This window comes from Affinundibacterium amnicola, from assembly GCF_014284275.1.
In the GTDB taxonomy this organism is placed as follows: Bacteria; Pseudomonadota; Gammaproteobacteria; order Burkholderiales; family Burkholderiaceae_D; genus Undibacterium; species Undibacterium amnicola.
Genome location: NZ_JACOFU010000003.1, coordinates 382,319 through 401,819, shown reverse-complemented (window position 1 = coordinate 401,819; position 19,501 = coordinate 382,319). Strand labels below are relative to the sequence as shown.

Below are 19,501 nucleotides of genomic sequence, written 5' to 3'. Positions count from 1 at the left end.
CAATCAGTCTCGACGGACATGCTTTTCCTACTGCCAGCAGTAGGTCGTTGCTTTTGACTTTGCTTTTGACTTTGCTTTTGACTTTGCTTTTGACTTTGCTTTTGACTTTGCTTTTGACTTTGCTTTTGACTTTGCTTTTGACTTTGACTTTGATTTTGACCTTCACCCACTTCTGACACTGCCAATTGTGCTAGGCAGAAATGGGAAAAAGAGAGTCAGATGTTTGAGCGTAGCGAGTTTCTGACTCTCCCCATTTTTGTCTTGCACAATTGGGCACCCGAAGGGCAGTGGCAGCGTGGTCGCCTTTCTTTTGCTGCCTTTTCTTTGGCGAAGCAAAGAAAAGGTAGTAGCTGTCGGTCTACCACCGACCAGAGGTCAATGAAATTAGCTGAGAACTACATATCGGATGAGTCAAACGAAATTATCCATATCGACAAACATCAAATTTCATCAACGAACGCCACTGGACTCCTGCCTTCGCAGGAGTGACGAGATGGGTAGCTCGTCGGCCTACCACCGACCAAAGGTCCAAGAAATTAGCTAAGAATTACATATCGGACGAGTCGGACGAAACCATCCATATCGACAAACATCAAATTTCATCAACGAAAGCCATTAGACCCCTGCCTTCGCAGGAGTGACGAGACTAATGGTAATTTGAAAGGTCTTCCCTTAAAGAAAAGACCGAAATCAAATTCAAAACCCCTCCCCTACTTCGCCGAACAAATAAACGGATACTCCCGATTATCAATAATCGGCTCCACCCCAAAGAAATCATTCAACACCGATTCCGCCGTGCAATAAGCTCCCTCCACCCAAGCCTGATCATTCGAGTATGCTTCACCAACGATGAAAATATTTACATCCGTCTTGTCCATCAACTGCGATGGCTTGCGGATTTTTTGTTGCACGTCTCCGATATTAAAATGCGAGGCCCAGGCATGATAGCCAGCGTTGAATGGTGGCAATGACCAATCCATATAGGCTGCTTCGACAGGTGCAGGTACCATGCTGTAATCCGAATTGGGGCCGAAGTGAATCTCTGCCAATTGCTTGCGCAGCATTTTAACCATGCGAGCTGGCACTTTTTTCGGGCCTTGTAAAGTCTGTACATTTTCATTCGTTGGAATATGCTGTTCCTGATCTGGCTCTAGTTCCATCTCTTTCCAGAACGTGGTGTAAGCCTCATCGTCATAACTAGCTAGCAAACCGTAGATAGGTTTGGCTGTTACGTCGCTGGCATTATTACCGAAATACACGACTTGACGAATTGGTGTGTCTGTAACACTGGGGCCAATCGTGTTATTCAGCGTCACTTGCAGCAAGTCATTTTCGTGTTTGAGACTCATGCGTTCTTCAGTGATCGCTTCGACAGCACTAATCAAATCCGCTGCACTTGAATACGGCGTGCCGACTAAACTACTCAGGGCTTTTAAAGTCGTCTTCGATAAGCCCATTGCTTTCAATTGCACGACCGCGCGTTGTGTGACTTCGTAGCCAGTTAATTGCGGTATATAGGTTGGTGGGTTGTCTGCATCGTCAGTCCACCAAGGCGTATCAAAAAACATCCCGACTTTGTACGATGGCTGCATGATGGCGGCTTCCAAATACAATTGGACTTTGCGGTGATTGAGGACATCGATCACACCAGCATCAGCGTCGAAGCGCGAACCTTGCGCCACTTGTTCAATCGCATGACGCGGCATCGCTAACCACGCGGCATCGGTGGTTTTGCTGCCAGCTTTCTTCCATGGATTTTCACGTGTCGCGTAACTGTAATGAATGACTTTGTCTTTGGCGACGATAGCTTGCAGGCGCGTGTTGGGGTGATAGTTAAAGATCACGCCCTGCGCTTTGGCGAGTTTCACGATTTGATCGAATAAGGCATTAAACATACCGGAATAACCGATGTTAATGGTCTTGTATTGATTGCCCGGCGTGAATTCATTATTCGCTTGAAACGCGTATGCGGAGTTCCAATTAATCACGTTGGAACTGTAGCCATTACCATCTGCCGCGTAGCAATATCCCTCACTACCTAATTGGTCGTACATCAAATTCCAATAACCGATATCTTTCAATTTATCGCCTTTTTGATAAACCGAGGCATCACCGGTTTCCACCTTAATCACCCCATCACGATAAAAAGTGTCCCATTGACGACGCGTCAGATTTTTATTCACAGACAGTTTTTCTAAGGTAGAGAAACCGTTATCGGGCGCGCCATCTGCGCCATAATGATCGACGTGATAAGGCGCAGGAGTTTGTGAAGTAATTTGATTTAAGAAAAAGTTCTTGCTGCGTAAATAGTAAAGTGGATTGGTGGATTCATTAAACGGCACCGCATATTTATCCAAACCTAATTGCTTAATCACGGTCGTGACCACGCGATGTCCAGGTGCTGTGCCGTTATTGGCATCTTTGGCATTCATATCCCAATCCGAATAGCGCATGCCGCCTAGTTCCAAGTAGGCCTGCGTCTTATCGTTTTTGTAGTGCCAAGTGCAAATACGGGCGCCTGCTGCACGGGTGCCGGGATGTGCTTTAGAGAAGTCATATCGTCCCCAGTCATAAAGTTCTAGCGTGTCGCCTTTGGCGAGTTTTTTACTCTTGTCTCTGCTATTTTTAACTTCGCCGTTCAGTAAACGCCAAGCCGTGTATAAACCTGCAGCACCAGCGCCGAAGATGGAATAGGTTTTTGTATGTGAATTTGCTTTCGCCATGAGAATCTCCTAATAAATGATAGATAGCTTACTGATAAATAGACGCATGCTTACACCGGTAAAGTTTCGTTACCCAAACGTGCCATTTGCTGTGGTAAATCTTTTTCTGGAATACAGACTTCCACCAAAATAGGCTGCGACTTGATTTTCTTAATCAGTGGTAGAACGCGCTGTAATTCCTCTACCGTTTCAACTTTAAAACCTTTAGCACCAAAGGCTTGCGCCAGTGCCATGTAATCCCATTTCGGCAAGATATCGAAGCTATCAAATTTGTGTTGCGGGCCAGCTTCAAAAGCGCTCATATCGACATACACTTGTTCAATCGCATAAACGCCATTACTCATGACGAAGATCACTGAATTCAACTTATTGCGTGCCAATGTCGACAGCGATTGACAGACCATCATAAAACCGCCGTCGCCAGCTATCGTCAAGGCACGTTTGCCACTGCCCAATTGCGCGCCCGATGCTGCACCGGTTTCAAAACCTATACATTGCCAGGCGGCGGAGCTGATATAGCTACCTTGCTTCATTCCTATCGCATTACTTGCTACGTACATCGCACTACTGACGCCATACACCATAACGATGTCGTCCATCATCTTTTGATCCTGCAAGAACTTCATGGTGTGTTGGAAGAAACGGTTGTAGGTGATGACTTCGGGTTTGTCATTCCAACGTGCGTCCGAGTTTGAAACCCAAGGCTCAGGGTAAATTGGTTTTACAGGCGCTTTGACTCTTAAAGGATAGGCTTTGGATTTCTGAAAGCGTTTTAACAAAGCCTCCATAAAATCTTGCATCATCACGCCTTCGTATTGAAAGTAACCTACTCGCATTTGCCCTATTGAGCTTTGTATCATTTGCGGATATTTGTTTTCCATCAGCCACAGATAATCGTCGGTGAGTATGGTTCCGAGTGAAATGATACAGTCGGCCTCTTCCACCGTGGTGATGACGCTAGCAATCGATGCCTGATCGGCATAGGTGCCAATAAATTGTTCACCCACTTCGTCGACCACGGTTTTTCCTAAAGTTGTCGTGGTGTAGAGCATGCCGCTGGCATCGATGATTTTTTGTAAGAGCTTACTCAATCCAAATCGTAATACCTCAACACCGGCAAAGATCAAAGGTTTTTTCGCCGCAGTGATCTGCGACCATGCCAGCTCTACCGCATTTTCTAAAGCTAATGCTTCGCTGTGGATGCTCTGTGCTTTTAATGGCGTTGTCGATGGACGTGGACAAGCTTCACCCCAAACCTCTTTATAACAAGCGATGTACACAGGACGTTGATGAGTTAGTGCGGCGGTCAACAAGGCATCAATTTTTTCTGCGGCACCGACCGAAGTACTCAGTGTTTCAGACGCTACGGTGACATTTTCAAATACATTCTGATCAGCCGCCAAATTACCCGTGGAATGGTGAAAAATCATGCCATACATATTGGTCTGATTGCGCATATCCGCGCCTGGGCAAGCGCTAATCACGACGATAGGGCTACGTTCTACATAAGCACCTGCGACAGCATTTAAAGCGCTAAATGTACTCACGCCATATTGCAAAGACACTGCGGCTAAGCCCCTAGTGCGTGCATACGCATCGGCAGCGTAAGTCGCATCAAGCTCATTGACTGCACCGATGGTTTTGATGCCATCGAACACTTCCAAAGCTTGCGTGAAGTGTTTGACATAGTCACCGGGAATTTGAAAAACATCGGTGACATTCAATTGCAATAAACGGGTTAACAGGTAATCAGCTACGGTAAAGACTTGACGGCTCATGGTATTTTCCTCGGCTTGTTGTCGACTTATTGTCGGCTTATTGTCGACACGTGATTGATTTATGATCCGCATGTTGAATCGACTCATTTCATCCATGGAAGAGAGGTTTCAACATACTGAACAATGCATTTCAATATTTAAAACTTAGCAATTTGCATGCCAAGCGATGCAAGCACTGAAAAGTGCATGATCCATCTTGAATAAAAACGATGTAAATAGAGATGAATGGATACCGAGCATTTGAGCTGTGGGCAACTCAAGCTAAATCCTGCCCCTCAGATTTAACGCGTTAAACGCCTACTTACACGTAAGAAGCTGGCCTGAAGTGCGCCATCAACATTGGTCAACTGAGCTACTTTTCAAATTTCACCGTTTATCCGAGTTATTGCCCGCTTAAGCCATGTATTCGAGCTTTGGTCTGAATTCGCTAGTTAATCGATTGCACATCCGTAGAATCTGCAACTCTTCGCACGCGCATATCACAATCTCGACACATTTACCTCTCGATCAGGAACACGCCATGCCTATCTTAAAAACTCCATACAAAATAATCGCAAGCTTGCTAATTCTTAACGGTGTCAGTTTTCTTGGTATCGCTAACGCGCAATCGAATACAAATGCGAATACAAGCACAAACACGAATACGCCATTGCTCGGTCTATGGAATTTTCAAACGGTAATCGGAACAGAAAACGAGAAAGACGTTATGGGCTATGGCGTCATGAAGATCGCTCCCAAGAACAAAGCGGCACCGCAACAATTGACTGCGAATATAGTCTGGCTAGACGATAAAGGCATAGGACGCAGCACACGAGAAATGCAAGGAGAGCTGCAAAATGCGCAAGCCGTATTCGCGCATAGCACCATACGCACACACACGACTGGCAAAGGCAAAGCTGTCGATACCGAAGTCAAAGTCATCTGGACACTGAATGCAGAAACCAATACGCTGATTGGCACTCGACAGGTGCGTCGAGCCGATGGCGGAACGGATGACGATGATACGACCAAGCCTGTGAATGGCACACGCTCCGCGGCTACCAGTCTACCCGCAGTCATTCCTGTCGTCGCACCACAAGAACGTGGCCCATCCACCGCCGAAGAGCGTGCGCATGCCGTCAAAATTGCAGTCGATGCTGAGAAAAATTTACAGCTCGTATTTGAGCAAAACAATGTCTGGTTAGATCAATGGATTGCTGATATTCCCGATCTTACTTTCAACACGGGTGCGGTCGCTAATTGGTTAAAAACGGCAGCGCCAACAGAATTACGTGCGCAACTCTATTTCCAATTTTGTGCCAGTGCGATTGCCTTTCAAATCAATAATCCTACACTAGCCGAAAAACAAGCTGCCTATGATCTCGCTGGATTGGAAGGCGTGCTGCGTGCATATGAAAAATTAGTGAGTACGAATCCTATTCTGCGCTCGGCTAAATTAACAAAAGCAATTACGGCAAGAGATAAGGGTGAGTTGCCTGCTTTCGTTCAAACGCTGTCCGGTCGGGATCAGTAATTTTTTCAAGTTGAGAATGCAAAATTGTAGGGCGGGTGCAACCCGCGCCGCCAAGTCATCGAGCACCTAAGCAGCGCGGGTTGCACCCGCCCTACGAGATCGCTTAAATAGTAGACACACATCAAATAAAACCATGACAAAATTCCTGTTTACAATCTTCATCGGCATTAGCTTCTACAGCACCTCGAGTCAAGCGCAAGATGCCACCGCCCAGCGCATTATCGCTATCGGAAAAACCGATCCACAAGTGATGCAGCATCTGGATATTTTGTCGAACCGCTTCGGCGGGCGCACTACTGGTAGCGATGCGTATACCCACGCAGCAGCGTGGGCGGCAAATCAATTGAATCACTGGGGTAAGCAAGTTGGCATGAAGGCAGAGTTAGAAGTTGCCGGGCAAATGCCGCTAGGCTTTAATCGCGGCCCCTGGTTTGGCCAAATATTGGGTGCTTCGCCACAAACACTGAATTTTGCGACGCCATCATATTCATCAGGAACCAAAGGCATACAAACTGGTATCGCGATGATAGCCCCACCTAACAATATCGAATTAGAACAGCGCCTGAAAGAATTTAAAGGCGCTTGGGTATTGATACCCGGCGAAAGCGCTGGCGGACGCGACGGCGAGTTAATTTACAAAGCGAAAATCCTGACACAAAAATTAATCGAGGCTGGTGCATTAGGCACGATACAGTCCGCCGAAGAGCCTATGCACATTTCGACCAGTGCCCCGACTAGCTGGGAAAATTTACCGGCGCTACCCGATATCAAACTCGCCGCTAGTCAATATCAAGCGATTCAAAAACGCATCCAACAGGGCGAAAAAGTCATCTTAGAATTTGATATCCGCAATTGGTTTTATCCCGGACCAGTCAACTATCATAATGTCGTCGCCATACTCCCCGGCTCTGACAAAGCAGATGAAATCATCGTGCTCGGTGCACATCTCGATAGCTTTGATGGTGGCACAGGCGCGGCAGATAATGGCGCAGGTTTTGCCACAGTAATGGAAGCGATGCGCCTATTGGCACAAGCCGGCGTCAAACCCCGTCGCAGCATCGTCATGCTAGGATTTGCGGGCGAGGAATTAGGTTTGAAAGGTGCATATGCCTATGTGGAATCGCACGCCAAAGACTTACCCAAAATTCTGATGATGCTCAATCGTGATAGCGCACCTGGGGCGATCACGGGTATCACTATTCCTAGTATGTGGAAAAGTAGTTTTGAGCGCGTGAGCCTAGATTTGCAAGGCGTACATCCCATCTTTGAATTTGAAGCAGTGATTAACGACAAAGCGCGCGATAGCACCGCAGCTTTTCGTGGCAATCGTGGTAGTGACGATGCCGCCTTTACGCAAAAACGAGTACCTACACCACGCTTAATCAGCAGCACTGATTTTGATTACCCGCAAGTACATCACACTGTGCTCGATACCTATGAAAAAGTGCTGCCATTTCGCACTGCGCAACAATATTCAGCCATCGTGATGGCCTTGATAGCATATGAAATTGCGAATGCGCCGGAGGAGTTGAATACTCAAGGCTATTACTTGCCGATAGCGGAAAAAAAACCTTGAGTTTTAACAAGAAAATTGATGAGATAGCTACTTCTTGATGACATCCCGATTCAACAAGCGAACTTGCGCCTCTTCAAGTCCGCCATAATTTTCAAGATTTTCAAAGCCTAATTTTTTGAGCGTTTCCAGAGCGATGCCGGAGCGACGCCCAGAACGACAATACAAAATAATCTTGTCTTCTTTCGCCAACTTCAGTTTCTGAATCTCCGTCGCGATGACCGAATGATCAATATTAATCGCGCCGGAAATATGTTTTTCCGCATATTCTGAGGGGGTACGTACATCAATGACGACTGCCTGCGCAAAACTCTGTATCGAAAAGAACATAGCCACAAAAAACAATAGTATGGTCTTCATACACCCTCCGATTAAATTCCAAAATTAAGCTTACGCTTCTGAATGATAACGCGTCACCAATTCCACTTCATTTTTAGAACCCAAGAACACTGGCACACGTTGGTGCAAAGCAGTCGGTTGAATATCGAGCATGCGTTGTTTGCCGTCGGTCGATGCACCACCTGCTTGTTCAACGATCATCGACATAGGATTCGCTTCATACATCAAGCGCAATTTGCCAGCCTTGTCCGGTTCACGCTTGTCGGCTGGGTACATGAAGATGCCGCCGCGATGCAAGATACGATGCACGTCGGCGACCATCGAGGCGATCCAGCGCATATTGTAGTTTTTGTTAAGTGGGCCTGTTTTACCTGCCAACATCTCGTCAACATAACGCGTGACTGGTGGATACCAATGGCGCACGTTGGACATATTGATGGCGAATTCTTGGGTGTCTGCTGGGATTTGGATATTCCGTTCTGTCAGCACCCATGAACCCATTTCACGATCCAAGGTAAAGCAATTAACGCCATTTCCCGTGGTGAATATCAACATGGTTTGCGGGCCATAAATTGCATAACCAGCGGCGACTTGTTGACTGCCCTTTTGCAAGAAGTCTTGCTCGGTCGGTGCCCCCATACCTTCAGGTGCTTTCAAGACCGAGAAAATCGTACCGATGGATACGTTGACATCGATATTACTAGAACCATCGAGTGGATCGAACAAGAGCATGTATTCGCCTTGCGGATAACGGTTTGGAATTGGATGGATGGTTTCCATTTCTTCCGATGCCATCGCCGCTAAATGACCGCCCCATTCATTGGCTTCTAACAGAATTTCGTTCGACAAAATATCAAGTTTCTTTTGCACTTCGCCTTGCACGTTTTCTGAATGTGCCGTGCCTAAGACTTCACCGAGTGCGCCTTTACCAACAGCATGGCTAATCGTTTTACACGCGCGTGCAACGACTTCAATTAAGAGGCGCAATTCAGCTGGGATACTATTATTGAGCCTTTGCTCTTCGACCAGAAAACGGGTCAGACTAATGCGTTTCATATTTTTCCTTCTTAAAAATAAATCTTATAAAAATTTGTAATTTGCAGACAATTGAGCCGAGACTCGTATTACTGATTCGGATTTCATGATGTTTTGGTGCGCACTGCGCACCCTACACAGATCCAGATACTTATGCCGCTAAAGCTTTCGTAATCACTTCCAATACATCCTTCGATAAATTCTTCGTCGCAGCGACTTTTTGCAAAGCGGCTTTCATCAATGCCTGATTCGCTTTTGGATATTTCGTCCATCGATCCATACTACGCGCCAAACGTGCCGCGACTTGTGGATTGAGTTTATTTAATGCGACTACACAATCAGCCCACAAGCTATAACCGCTGCCATCAGCTGCATGGAAACGCGCTGGATTGGCATTGCAGAATGCGAAAATCAAACTACGCGCACGATTCGGGTTACTCATACTAAAGGCTTTGTGTTGCATCAGAACTCGTACTTGTTCGACATCGGCTGTTGGCGCAGTAGCTTGCAAAGTGAACCATTTATCGATAACCAAGGCTTCGCTTTCAAACTCTTGATAGAAATGCGCCAAGACTTGTTTACGGGTTTTGCTGTGTGCTTTGTCGAGAGCCGATGAACAATGCAACATCGCGTTTAAAGCAGCGATACGATCAGTCATATTTTCTGCTTCTTGATACTGCGTGTGAGCCAGGGCATACGTCGCCGTATCTGGCCATTCCACCAAATACGCCAAGGCGCAATTTTTCAAAGCGCGCTTACCAGCGGATAGTGCATCCGGACTGTATTTGCCTGGCGTTAAATTATCTTGATAGGCTTGCAGTAAATCGGCCTTTAAATGCTGTGCTAAAGTCGCCCGCACAAATTGGCGCGCTGCGTGAATACTCTGGGGATCAGCAATTGCCATCTCTTCGGCGATCATGATTTCGGACGGCAAGGTCAAGACCAATTCACGGAACGCAGGATCGAGACTTTGATCGTTTAAAGTCTTGCGCAAAGCATTGATGAACAAATCATCTAAGCGTAAAGACTCCCCTTGCTGAACCGAATTAACTAGCTTTAGCAAACGACGCATCGCTAAACGCTGTCCTGCTTCCCAGCGACAAAATGGATCATTATCATGCGCCAGCAAATGCGCCAATTGCTCATCGCTGTATTCGAATTCCAAAATCACAGGCGCAGAGAAATTGCGCAGGATGGATGGCGTGACTTCACGATCAATATTCGCAAACACGAAACTCTGCTGCGCTTCTTTCAATTCCAAGACCTTGGTCGTACTGCTCGCAGAGTCTCCTTGCAATTGCAAGGCCACATCGTTTCCTTCAGCATCAATCAAACCAAGCGCCACCGGAATATGGAAAGGCAGTTTCTTTACCTGTCCCGCTGTCTTAGGACAAGTTTGGCTCAGCGTCAAAGTATAGGTTTTGGCAGCTGCATCGTAATTTGCTTGCGCCTTAACGCGTGGTGTACCGGCCTGGCTATACCAACGTTCAAATTGCTTCAAATCACGTCCATTCGCATCCGCCATCGCGGCACGAAAATCATCACAAGTCACCGCCTGTCCATCATGTCGCTGAAAGTACAAATCCATGCCTTTGCGGAAGCCATCATGACCCAGTAGTGTGTAATACATACGCACAACTTCTGAGCCTTTTTCATACACGGTCACCGTGTAGAAATTATTGATTTCAACAAAAGAATCGGGGCGCACAGGATGTGCCATCGGACCTGCATCTTCAGGGAATTGTAATTGACGTAGCACACGCACATCTTCAATGCGTTTAACAGCGCGACCTGTCTCGTTACCAACCAAATCACCTGAAAATTCTTGATCACGAAATACCGTCAAACCTTCTTTCAAAGACAATTGAAACCAGTCGCGGCAAGTCACGCGATTACCAGTCCAGTTGTGAAAGTATTCATGTCCAACCACCGATTCAATGCCAGCGTAATCAGTGTCGGTAGCAACACGAGAATTCGCCAACACATACTTGGTGTTGAAAATATTCAAGCCCTTGTTTTCCATCGCGCCCATATTGAAATCGCTGGTGGCAACGATCATGAAGCGATCAAGATCGAGTTCCAAACCAAAGCGCTCTTCATCCCAGCGTATACTATTTTTGAGTGAATCCATCGCATGCTGAGTTTTGTCGAGATTGCCCTCTTCCACCCACACTTGCAGCAAAACCTTACGGCCGGATTTGAGTTTGTATTTTTCTTCCTGGCACACCAACTTACCGGCGACTAAGGCGAATAAATATGACGGCTTTTTGAATGGATCTTCCCACTTCGCATAATGACGTCCATCACCAAGATCACCTTGCTCAACCAAATTACCATTCGACAGCAATACCGGATACAGCTTTTTATCACCGCGTAACATCACGGTATAACTCGCCATCACATCAGGACGATCTGGGAAGTAAGTAATCTTACGGAAACCTTCAGCTTCACATTGTGTAAAGAAATTGCCGTTGGAAACGTAGAGGCCAGACATCGTGGTATTTTTGTCGGCGGCGATCGCTGTTTCAATTTCCAGCGTGACTTGGTCTGGCGCATTACTGATGACCAAGCGCTCTTTACTCAAAGTGTAAGCCGATTTTTTCAGATTCACGCCATTCATACGCAATTGCAGCAGCTTGATATCTTCGCCGAACAAAACCAAATCTTTTTCCGCACTGTCATGATTGCGGCGCATCGTAATGCGCGTTGCGACATGGGTACGTTGTGGATGCAAGTCGAAACCCATTTCTACAGTATCGACCCAAAAGCCAGGAGCGATGTAATCTTTACGATAGATGGTAACTGGTGTGCCTACTGGCATGTCTTGCGCTGGTTTTCGCATAAATTTTACCCAAATCAATAGAAACAACTGCCGAAAGTGGTGTTATTCGCCAGATTAAGAATTGTAAGTCGCTATTTTACCAAGCACAGACACTGATAGGCTGTTAATGCAAAAATTTGCTGCTTATTATTCATCGTTAGCGACAGTATTCGGCGTTAAAACATGGGCTTAAATAAAAGCTGAAGCAAAGATTCAAAACAGAACAATTTCTTAGACAGATTCATTATCTCAAAGTGGTATGCAAACCGTTTCAATAATACCTGCGTTAACTGATCATGCAGACTTTCATGTGAATCCAGATCATGATAGAGTCATAACAATAAACATAGTCCACTCAGTTCTAGTATCATCAAGCAATACCGGAGGCAATCATCATGAAAAAATTTACAGCGGGCTTACTATTATTGAGTGCTTTTTTGCTCACAGGATGTGCGAGCACTTTTACCAGCCACATCAAAACAGTTAACCAACTGCCTGAAGCCCTTCAGGATAAATCCTATACCTTGACTGAACACCCAGAACAAGCAAAAGAACCCGAGTATCTACACGCTACCGAAGACATCAAGGCACGTCTGCAGGAATTAGGCTTTAGTGAGGTTGCATCCGAAAAGGCAACACTAAAAATCAGCCTACAATTAATATCGATTCCAGGGAACGTACATGTTTCTTCTTTGTATGGACCCGTAAGCTATATTGTCACGCCGTCTGGAATGGTAATTCCTATGGGTGGTTTTAATACACGTCTCTTATATTCCGGCTTTCTGCGTTATCCTTATCCTATGGGAGTACGCTCCGTATTTTATCCACGTTACATTCGACCATTCTATTCACCTTTCGCATTTGGTCGCTTGAACGATCCTTTTTATGGCTCCCAATTAGAAGCACGCCAATATTTTGATCACGGAATAGAAGTCCGTATCAATGACGCAAAAACCGGGAAACTACTTTATGCCGTCACCGCAAAAACCAATCAGGCAGATGAAAACATCGATCCATATATTGCACTACTTGTAGAAAGTGCTTTACGCGAGTTTCCAAATAAAACTGGTGAAAGCAAGGTCGAGATTGAATTAGAAAAGTAAATCACCTTAATCAAATAAATAAGCCCCAAACTTCACAGATTGGGGCCTATTTATATCTTCAACATTTCCGACATCTCCGACGAGATCAGTAGAATCACATCAACATCACACCGCCAAGTCCTTCAGCGCAAAACTCAGAGCACGATCAACGAGGGAATTGGCTAAAATAGTACTGACAGCACCAGCACGATATTTCGCTTCCAAGTCTGCCAAAGAAATAGAAAAAGCCTGATCACCTTGACGGCTAGCAAAAATAAAACTACTCCGCTTTGGACTAATCCATGCCAGTTTGTAACGTGTAACCTGTTCTGCATCTTCATTAAATGCTAACCACATCCCACGTTCCAAAGCTGCGACTTCTTTGTTTGCCTCATCTTCTTCTTGCGTATTTTTTCCATGAACAAAACGTTCTAAACGACGATTACTCGCACGTTGCGCAATATTGACAGCAATCTCCAATTGTCGACGTGGTGACAATTCCAACGGCGCTCTTGCCATTGCAGCATGGCGTTCAGCCAGCTTAGAGAAAAACAAGACACGATCGGGTTCATCCCAACGAATCGCATTTAACCACGCATTTAACAAAGTCAACATCGCGGGCAGTTTCGCAATCAACTCTTTACGTTCGTCAGGACTATTTTTCGGTTTAAGACTCCAGATCAAATCATCCATGGTCTTTAAGGCATTTTCTAGGGCATGCGGCTTTTCTTCTTTCACACTATGCGCGATGGTCAATATGCGTATCCATTGCTCTTCCAGAAAAACTTCTAAGAAGCCTGCCACTTCGCCGGTCTCAACCCGAATCGCCACATCGTGCTCAGCAAATTCCCTAGCAACACGCATTTTTTCTTCGCTCAACGCAGTTTGTACAGGTTGACTGATTGCTGCCTGCGCTTTAGATTCTTCTTCTTTCAAATAAGACTCTAAATCAGAAACAACATCAGAAAACAGATCTATATGTTCATCAAATTCGGACTGGACGCGCTCGATTACATCGCCAATCACCCCCAGCAAAGGATCAGAACCACTCGATTCCGAATCCATTAACATCCCTGAGTTACCCAAAATATCTAACAAAGTACGCGCCGGATGTGATTCTCTAAAAAAGAAATCGCGGTCAGACAATGCTACCCGGACAATCGGAATTTGCAATTGTGCGATCATATTTTTCACATCATTGCCTAAACTCTGATCAGCAAAAATATAATCAAAAATACGCGCTAATAATTCGATAGTATTACGTTCAAGTAAACTCAATTTTTGCGCAGATGGTGAATGCAATACCTTGTGCAAGCGTGATTTTAATTGTGTTGTACTGATTTCTTGCTGCGCATAACGGACTTGCATTTCACGCAAATCTTCAAAGAATTGTTGGTCAATCGTCGCTTTGTCCGCGTGATCTTCCTCTGCGTCATGATCTAGTTGATTCGTTAGCGTGTCACTCACCATCGCCAGACTGCTCAATCCATGATCAGGATCGGTATAAGGCAATTCAATTTGCCCAGAAAAAACGCGTTTTAATTTATCTTGTAAATAAGGATCAAGACTAAAAAATTTCTGTACTGGTAAATAAGTGGCACTGCCGGTGGATGCATCTGAAGCATCATCGCCATCTGGACGAATTCCACGCGCCATCAGCTCTTGATTAATCTCGTCTAAAATCGGATTTAATTGCAAGAAAACTGCTGGTTGCAACAAGCGTAAAATTAACAAATGCGAGGCTGGATTTGGATCCAATTCCATCCATGCTTGATGCACGGCTTTAACAAAAATCTCAGGTCGAAAAGGATTTTGTGACACATCAATTGGCATGCGATACAAAATTCGTCCAATCAAAGTGTTGAGCATTACCAAAGGCTCGGCATTCAAAACTTCTAGCGCGTGACTAGCATTGCGCAGCAAAATTTTGCCTTCCATCTCCTCGTAAGTTTGCGCAGTATTGTCTAAATACTGTTGATCCTTCTTCACACGTTTTCTGGTGTTAAAGACACTAACCTCTTTAGTTAAAGCGGCATTAATCTGACCAGCGACCAAGCGATAAAATGTCGTGCTATTGCGCTTGATTAATTGATGCGCCTCTAAACTCAGCTTTGCCTCTTCAGGTCGTACTGCTTGATCCGACAGTTTAAATAATTGATCGGCCAATCGATTGGATAAGGCTTCCAACTGCGAGGACACAAGATTGGTCGCTAAAGGCACCATACTTTGTAAAATCAACAAGCGCGAGGCACTCGATGATTCCGCTTTTCTCCCTTCGGGCGTAAGCACACTTGCCGCACTACTTTTGGCTGAACTTGCAACAACAGGGCTGAGTGGAATGTTATCCATGGCTTCATTAAATTAGTAAATCGGAGACGACAATCCTGCACTAGGCTGTATGGTAAGCCTCGGTCGCGAAGGTGATAGCAACGATAAGCGCAACCGCAAATAAGAGTATCAACAATAAGCGACCAAACTTAGGACTGCCGTCATCTTCTGTCCGTTGATCATTATTTTCTGTCGGAATTTCTTGTGTCATAAACTTTCTTTACTTTCTAGAAACACATAAGCAGCGATATGTCGAATGCTTGAGTATATGTTGTTTTCAATCAATTCGACTAGTCGTTGCCGCTTTTCATCAGAAGAAAATCATGGTTTCTTCAGTTCTATTGATTCAGCATGATACTTAGATTGTTTTACAAAAGCGCCAACACAAACAAGTAGTCAATTTACATTAGTCTATTTGCGACTCAATAAATACATGCCAAAAATCACCAAGCTGGCACCAGCAAACTGCCAGATAGTAATCACTTCATTTAAAAAAATATAGCCCAATATTAAAGTGGAAACTGGACCTATCATGCCAGCTTGCGATGCTTTTGGTGCTCCAATCTTTTGCACTGCAAACATCGTCAAAAACACCGGAAACACAGTACATGCGATCGCATTCACAAGCGATAAAGACAGTACGGGCCAAGCTTGTATCAACAAATCAACTGGTCGCAGCAACAAAAACTGCAAAATACAAGCTGCGCTAGAAATACACATAGCATACGAAACTAAACGCAAGGAGCCAATCCGCGCAACCATTTCACCTGACTGAATCAAATAACTAGCATAGGCAATCGCAGAGCCAAGTACTAAACCAGCGCCGAGCACTACTTGCTGCCCATGAAAAGACAAATCATGCATAAACACCAGCACAATGCCTGCATAAGCAATGCCGAGTGAAAGATATTCGATGGGGCGAATCTGACGCTTAAACCACCACACATGAATCAACAAAACAAAGGATGGCGTCAGGAATAAAATCAATCGCTCAAGTCCGGCCGAAATGTATTGCAATCCTAGAAAATCCAGAAAACTAGATAGGTAATATCCAACTAAACCTAAGCCAAACAAACGCCAGCGATCAGGCGCCGAAAGCAGCGGATGCTTGCGGCTTTGCCACCAAGCGATTGCAGCAAAAATTGGCAGGGAAAATAACATCCTAAAGGCAATTACCGTGACAGCATCTAGACGATAACCATACAAAAGTTTTGCGACAATCGCTTTTGCAGAGAAGAGAATGGCTCCGGCAATTGCTAAACTGAGACCGATCAGCTGATTATTTCTATCGAGATGGACTGACTGCAAAAGTATGCTCCTGAAATTTACTACGAGTTGCCATTACCATTAAGCTTAAGAAAACTACGGCAGCGCAGACAAAGTAAAACGATAACGCGAATAAAAATGATGTTGACAGCGATGAACACTAGCTAAATTGGCAGAAGAATTTCAAACTGTGCACCACCAATTTCTGACTGCGCAATAGTAATGCTACCGCCGTGCAAAATCACGATTTGCTTAACGATCGATAAGCCGAGGCCAAATCCACCAGTAGCCCGGTCGCGGCTGCGGTCTAAACGATAAAACGGTTCAAAAATCTTTTCTCTGTCTGCTTCGGGAATGCCGGCACCATCATCTTCAATCAAGATAACAAATACATTGGATCTCTGCAGCATGGTGAATCTGATTTTCCGTTCAGCATACTTAAACGCATTCTTCAATAAATTTTGAATTGCGCGTATCAACAAACGTTGATCTGCGTGAATCTGCGCACTATTCACATTGAACACTTGCTGCAAGTCTATATTGTCTGGCATAGGCGGCAAATGTTGCAAACAACTGTCCATTAGTTCTTTGGGATCGAGCGGAATTTTATTCAGCTGCCCCTGCGCATCAAGCTTGGCCATATTTAATAGCTCAGAAACTAAGGTGTTAAGTTCACCTAAATCAGATTGCATAGCCTGTATTCTGAGTCGGTGTTTTTCTCTTTCAGAATGCATTTCTGCACTATCTTGCAATATTTCTAGCGCAAATTCTAAACGGGCAATTGGCGTTCTGATTTCATGCGAAACCGAATGCAAAAGATTTTTTTGAGAATTAATCAATTGTTCGATGCGACCCGCCATCTGATTAATTTGTTGCGCCAAAGGATAAATACTGGCTTTGCTTGAAGTATCAGCGCGTACCGACAACTCGCCTTCGCCAATCGCAGTTGTCACTTGTGATAATGCCTGAATATCACGCCAATGCGCTCTCGACCAAAATGCAATTGGAATCAACAACACGAAAGCAACAATCACAAACCGAACAATCTCTAGCTGAATGTTAAACCAGTAATCGATCGGCAAATTCTGTACATATAAAACATCTTCATCACTGCCGATATATCGTTCACCGTCCAAATCAACTCGTCGAAACAATGCACGGTTTGCGGCATCAATTACGACTCTGCCATTTTGCAATTTCTTAATTTGACCACGATCTACTTTTTCAAGCGCTTGAGCCAATGGGATCAATTCAAAATGAACCTGGGAGACTTCCCTTACTTTGTTTAAGCGAGCCAGCCACTCGTCCGTCGCGGCCTTATCGATGTATTGCTCGATCAAGAAGATCTGCGGCGCAGCCTGACGCTCTGCATTTTTTTCAATTGGATCACCAAACATCCAAGTAATCGCGGCATACACCAACACCGTGGAGAATGCGATAGAAAGTAAAACCGGAATTAAAAATCGCAAGAAGAGACGATTCACGAATGGCCTCGATGACGATGATCAAATCTAATTTTATTGCAAAAATACCACATAATTTTTCTCCTCGCTGACTATTTTATAAGAATGCATAGATCAAATACGAGGTTTTTACAGAAATTCCTTGGTTTTGCGCACATTTCCATACTTTGTACAAATTGACGACAAATTAAACTTAATTCAAGGAAGACTTGAATTTGAATCAATTTTAAGATGTGAACACTGAGCATAAAAATTTTAAAACTGCCTGCATCGGCATCTATCCAACCCATTTGGTACAAAGGAATTCGTATGTCTGCCTTAATTTCTCGTCTCTGTGCAATATCGTTAATCGCCAGCCTAAGCGCCTGTGGCGGTGATGGTAGCGTTAAACAACAAGATTCGGCAAAAATTGCACCACCGATTGCGAACAACGAATTTTTGAATTTGGTCAAAGACGCAAGCTGTGCGAATTTCAGGAATCGTCTATTCATCGTCGATCAAAAATACGTATTGTGGGATAAAGCGGGAAGCTGCGCAGATGCTTCTTACGCACAAAGTTTATATGGCAATACCGTACAATCGCTACTCTGCACTCATGCCGATTCGATCGCTGGCCCACGCACTAGTTGCACTGATAGCTCAGCAGAAAGTTTATTTAAAACGATGATTCAAAATCTCGATAAAGCAGATCTTGGTTTGGGTACTGGACATCAGGTGCAAAGTTTGACCATTCCTAACTCAGCATCAAATGTCATCGCAATTAAAGGATTGCCTTCACCGCTTTATCGGGGTAGCAATCCCCAAAACACAGTGATTAAAGACCAACAAAGCTGGAATAACTTCTTAACGGCAGCCAATTTCTCACAAGGTATCAGTTTATTGACACCCGATTTCAACTCGAAAATGGTCTTGGTCAATTTCTTTAAAGCAGCAAACAACTGCAGCATTACACGCTTCTTAAAACTGAGTTCAGATGGCCAAAAACTGATTGCTAATTACTTTCAAGAAGAAAGAATTGCGATTGCCAACTGCGATCCGGGGAGCCAGACAGCAAGTACTCCTATGCACATGGTTGAAGCACCTAAGATTAGCTTACCTGTAGAGTTCATCGATGTCAGTAAATCTCTTGTGATCCCACAAAAGAGTATCACTGGCGTTAACTCTGGCATTCAAGATGCCCGCACACTGGTCATAAAAGATCAGGCGACTTGGAACAATATTTGGCAAGCACATAACCGTGAAAGCGACGCATCACAAGCACAAGTTGATTTCTCTAAAAAAATGCTAGTTGCTGTGTTTCTCGGCACACGTGGATCAGGTTGCTACAGAATTGCCAATTTACGCATATGGCGTAACGCTGGCAAATTAGCCGCCACCTATTATGAGACCGAACCCGGTCCACAAGATGTATGCACCACCATGATCACAACGCCCTACTACATCGTTGAAGTTGACCTGAGTAATGAACCGGTGGAATTTAACTCAGTTAAGGCACCTGTGGACTTATTATTCTAAACAAAAAAAGCTTAATCTCATTTTTCTATGATTCAGAATTGAAATTCAACCCTGAAATTATTTCT

At 44.7% G+C, this 19,501-nt stretch carries 13 protein-coding genes; 4 read left to right on the top strand and 9 right to left on the bottom strand.

Annotation, left to right across the window (positions count from 1 at the left end):
- Positions 1-710: 710 nt before the first annotated feature.
- Positions 711-2,723 (bottom strand): flavin monoamine oxidase family protein, encoded by a 2,013-nt coding sequence (locus H8K33_RS09710; RefSeq protein WP_186890816.1) that lies wholly within the window; start codon positions 2,721-2,723, stop codon positions 711-713.
- A gap of 50 nt (positions 2,724-2,773) precedes the next feature.
- Positions 2,774-4,501, bottom strand: a complete 1,728-nt coding sequence (locus H8K33_RS09705) for an alpha-keto acid decarboxylase family protein (RefSeq protein WP_186890815.1) — start codon at positions 4,499-4,501, stop codon at positions 2,774-2,776.
- Positions 4,502-5,021: 520 nt separating this feature from the next.
- Here H8K33_RS09705 and H8K33_RS09700 point away from each other — a divergent pair.
- Complete coding sequence (locus H8K33_RS09700; RefSeq protein ID WP_186890814.1) at positions 5,022-6,014, top strand: hypothetical protein; 993 nt, start codon at positions 5,022-5,024, stop codon at positions 6,012-6,014.
- 133 nt (positions 6,015-6,147) lie between these two features.
- Entirely contained in the window at positions 6,148-7,590 is a 1,443-nt protein-coding gene (locus H8K33_RS09695; protein WP_186890813.1) for a M28 family metallopeptidase, read from the top strand.
- A gap of 27 nt (positions 7,591-7,617) precedes the next feature.
- On the opposite strand, the gene H8K33_RS09690 is transcribed toward H8K33_RS09695, so the two are convergent.
- From H8K33_RS09690 to pepN, 3 genes are all read right to left on the bottom strand, one after another.
- Positions 7,618-7,947 carry a rhodanese-like domain-containing protein gene (locus H8K33_RS09690; protein WP_186890812.1) on the bottom strand — a complete coding sequence of 110 codons (330 nt, stop codon included), beginning with the start codon at positions 7,945-7,947 and terminating at the stop codon, positions 7,618-7,620.
- 30 nt (positions 7,948-7,977) lie between these two features.
- Complete coding sequence (locus H8K33_RS09685; protein WP_186890811.1) at positions 7,978-8,982, bottom strand: class 1 fructose-bisphosphatase; 1,005 nt, start codon at positions 8,980-8,982, stop codon at positions 7,978-7,980.
- A gap of 130 nt (positions 8,983-9,112) precedes the next feature.
- Positions 9,113-11,782: an aminopeptidase N gene (gene pepN / locus H8K33_RS09680; RefSeq protein ID WP_186890995.1), complete on the bottom strand. Its 2,670-nt coding sequence runs from the start codon at positions 11,780-11,782 to the stop codon at positions 9,113-9,115.
- Positions 11,783-12,177: 395 nt separating this feature from the next.
- Here pepN and H8K33_RS09675 point away from each other — a divergent pair, with 395 nt between their 5' ends.
- Positions 12,178-12,885: a DUF4136 domain-containing protein gene (locus tag H8K33_RS09675; protein WP_186890810.1), complete on the top strand. Its 708-nt coding sequence runs from the start codon at positions 12,178-12,180 to the stop codon at positions 12,883-12,885.
- Between the two features lie 105 nt (positions 12,886-12,990).
- Here H8K33_RS09675 and H8K33_RS09670 read toward each other — a convergent pair whose 3' ends face one another.
- The 4 genes from H8K33_RS09670 to H8K33_RS09655 all read right to left on the bottom strand — a co-directional run bounded on the left by H8K33_RS09670 (position 12,991) and on the right by H8K33_RS09655 (position 17,942).
- Positions 12,991-15,213: a DUF1631 family protein gene (locus H8K33_RS09670; protein WP_186890809.1), complete on the bottom strand. Its 2,223-nt coding sequence runs from the start codon at positions 15,211-15,213 to the stop codon at positions 12,991-12,993.
- Between the two features lie 40 nt (positions 15,214-15,253).
- The gene (locus H8K33_RS09665) at positions 15,254-15,403 is read right to left on the bottom strand and encodes a hypothetical protein (protein ID WP_186890808.1); all 150 of its coding nucleotides are present in this window, start codon (positions 15,401-15,403) and stop codon (positions 15,254-15,256) included.
- A gap of 200 nt (positions 15,404-15,603) precedes the next feature.
- On the bottom strand, positions 15,604-16,500 hold the full coding sequence (locus tag H8K33_RS09660; protein WP_222613365.1) for a DMT family transporter: 897 nt from the start codon (positions 16,498-16,500) through the stop codon (positions 15,604-15,606).
- Between the two features lie 122 nt (positions 16,501-16,622).
- Entirely contained in the window at positions 16,623-17,942 is a 1,320-nt protein-coding gene (locus H8K33_RS09655; RefSeq protein WP_186890807.1) for an ATP-binding protein, read from the bottom strand.
- A 288-nt stretch (positions 17,943-18,230) separates the two neighbouring features.
- Here H8K33_RS09655 and H8K33_RS09650 point away from each other — a divergent pair, with 288 nt between their 5' ends.
- On the top strand, positions 18,231-19,436 hold the full coding sequence (locus H8K33_RS09650) for a protease complex subunit PrcB family protein (protein ID WP_186890806.1): 1,206 nt from the start codon (positions 18,231-18,233) through the stop codon (positions 19,434-19,436).
- The last annotated feature ends 65 nt before the right edge of the window (positions 19,437-19,501 follow it).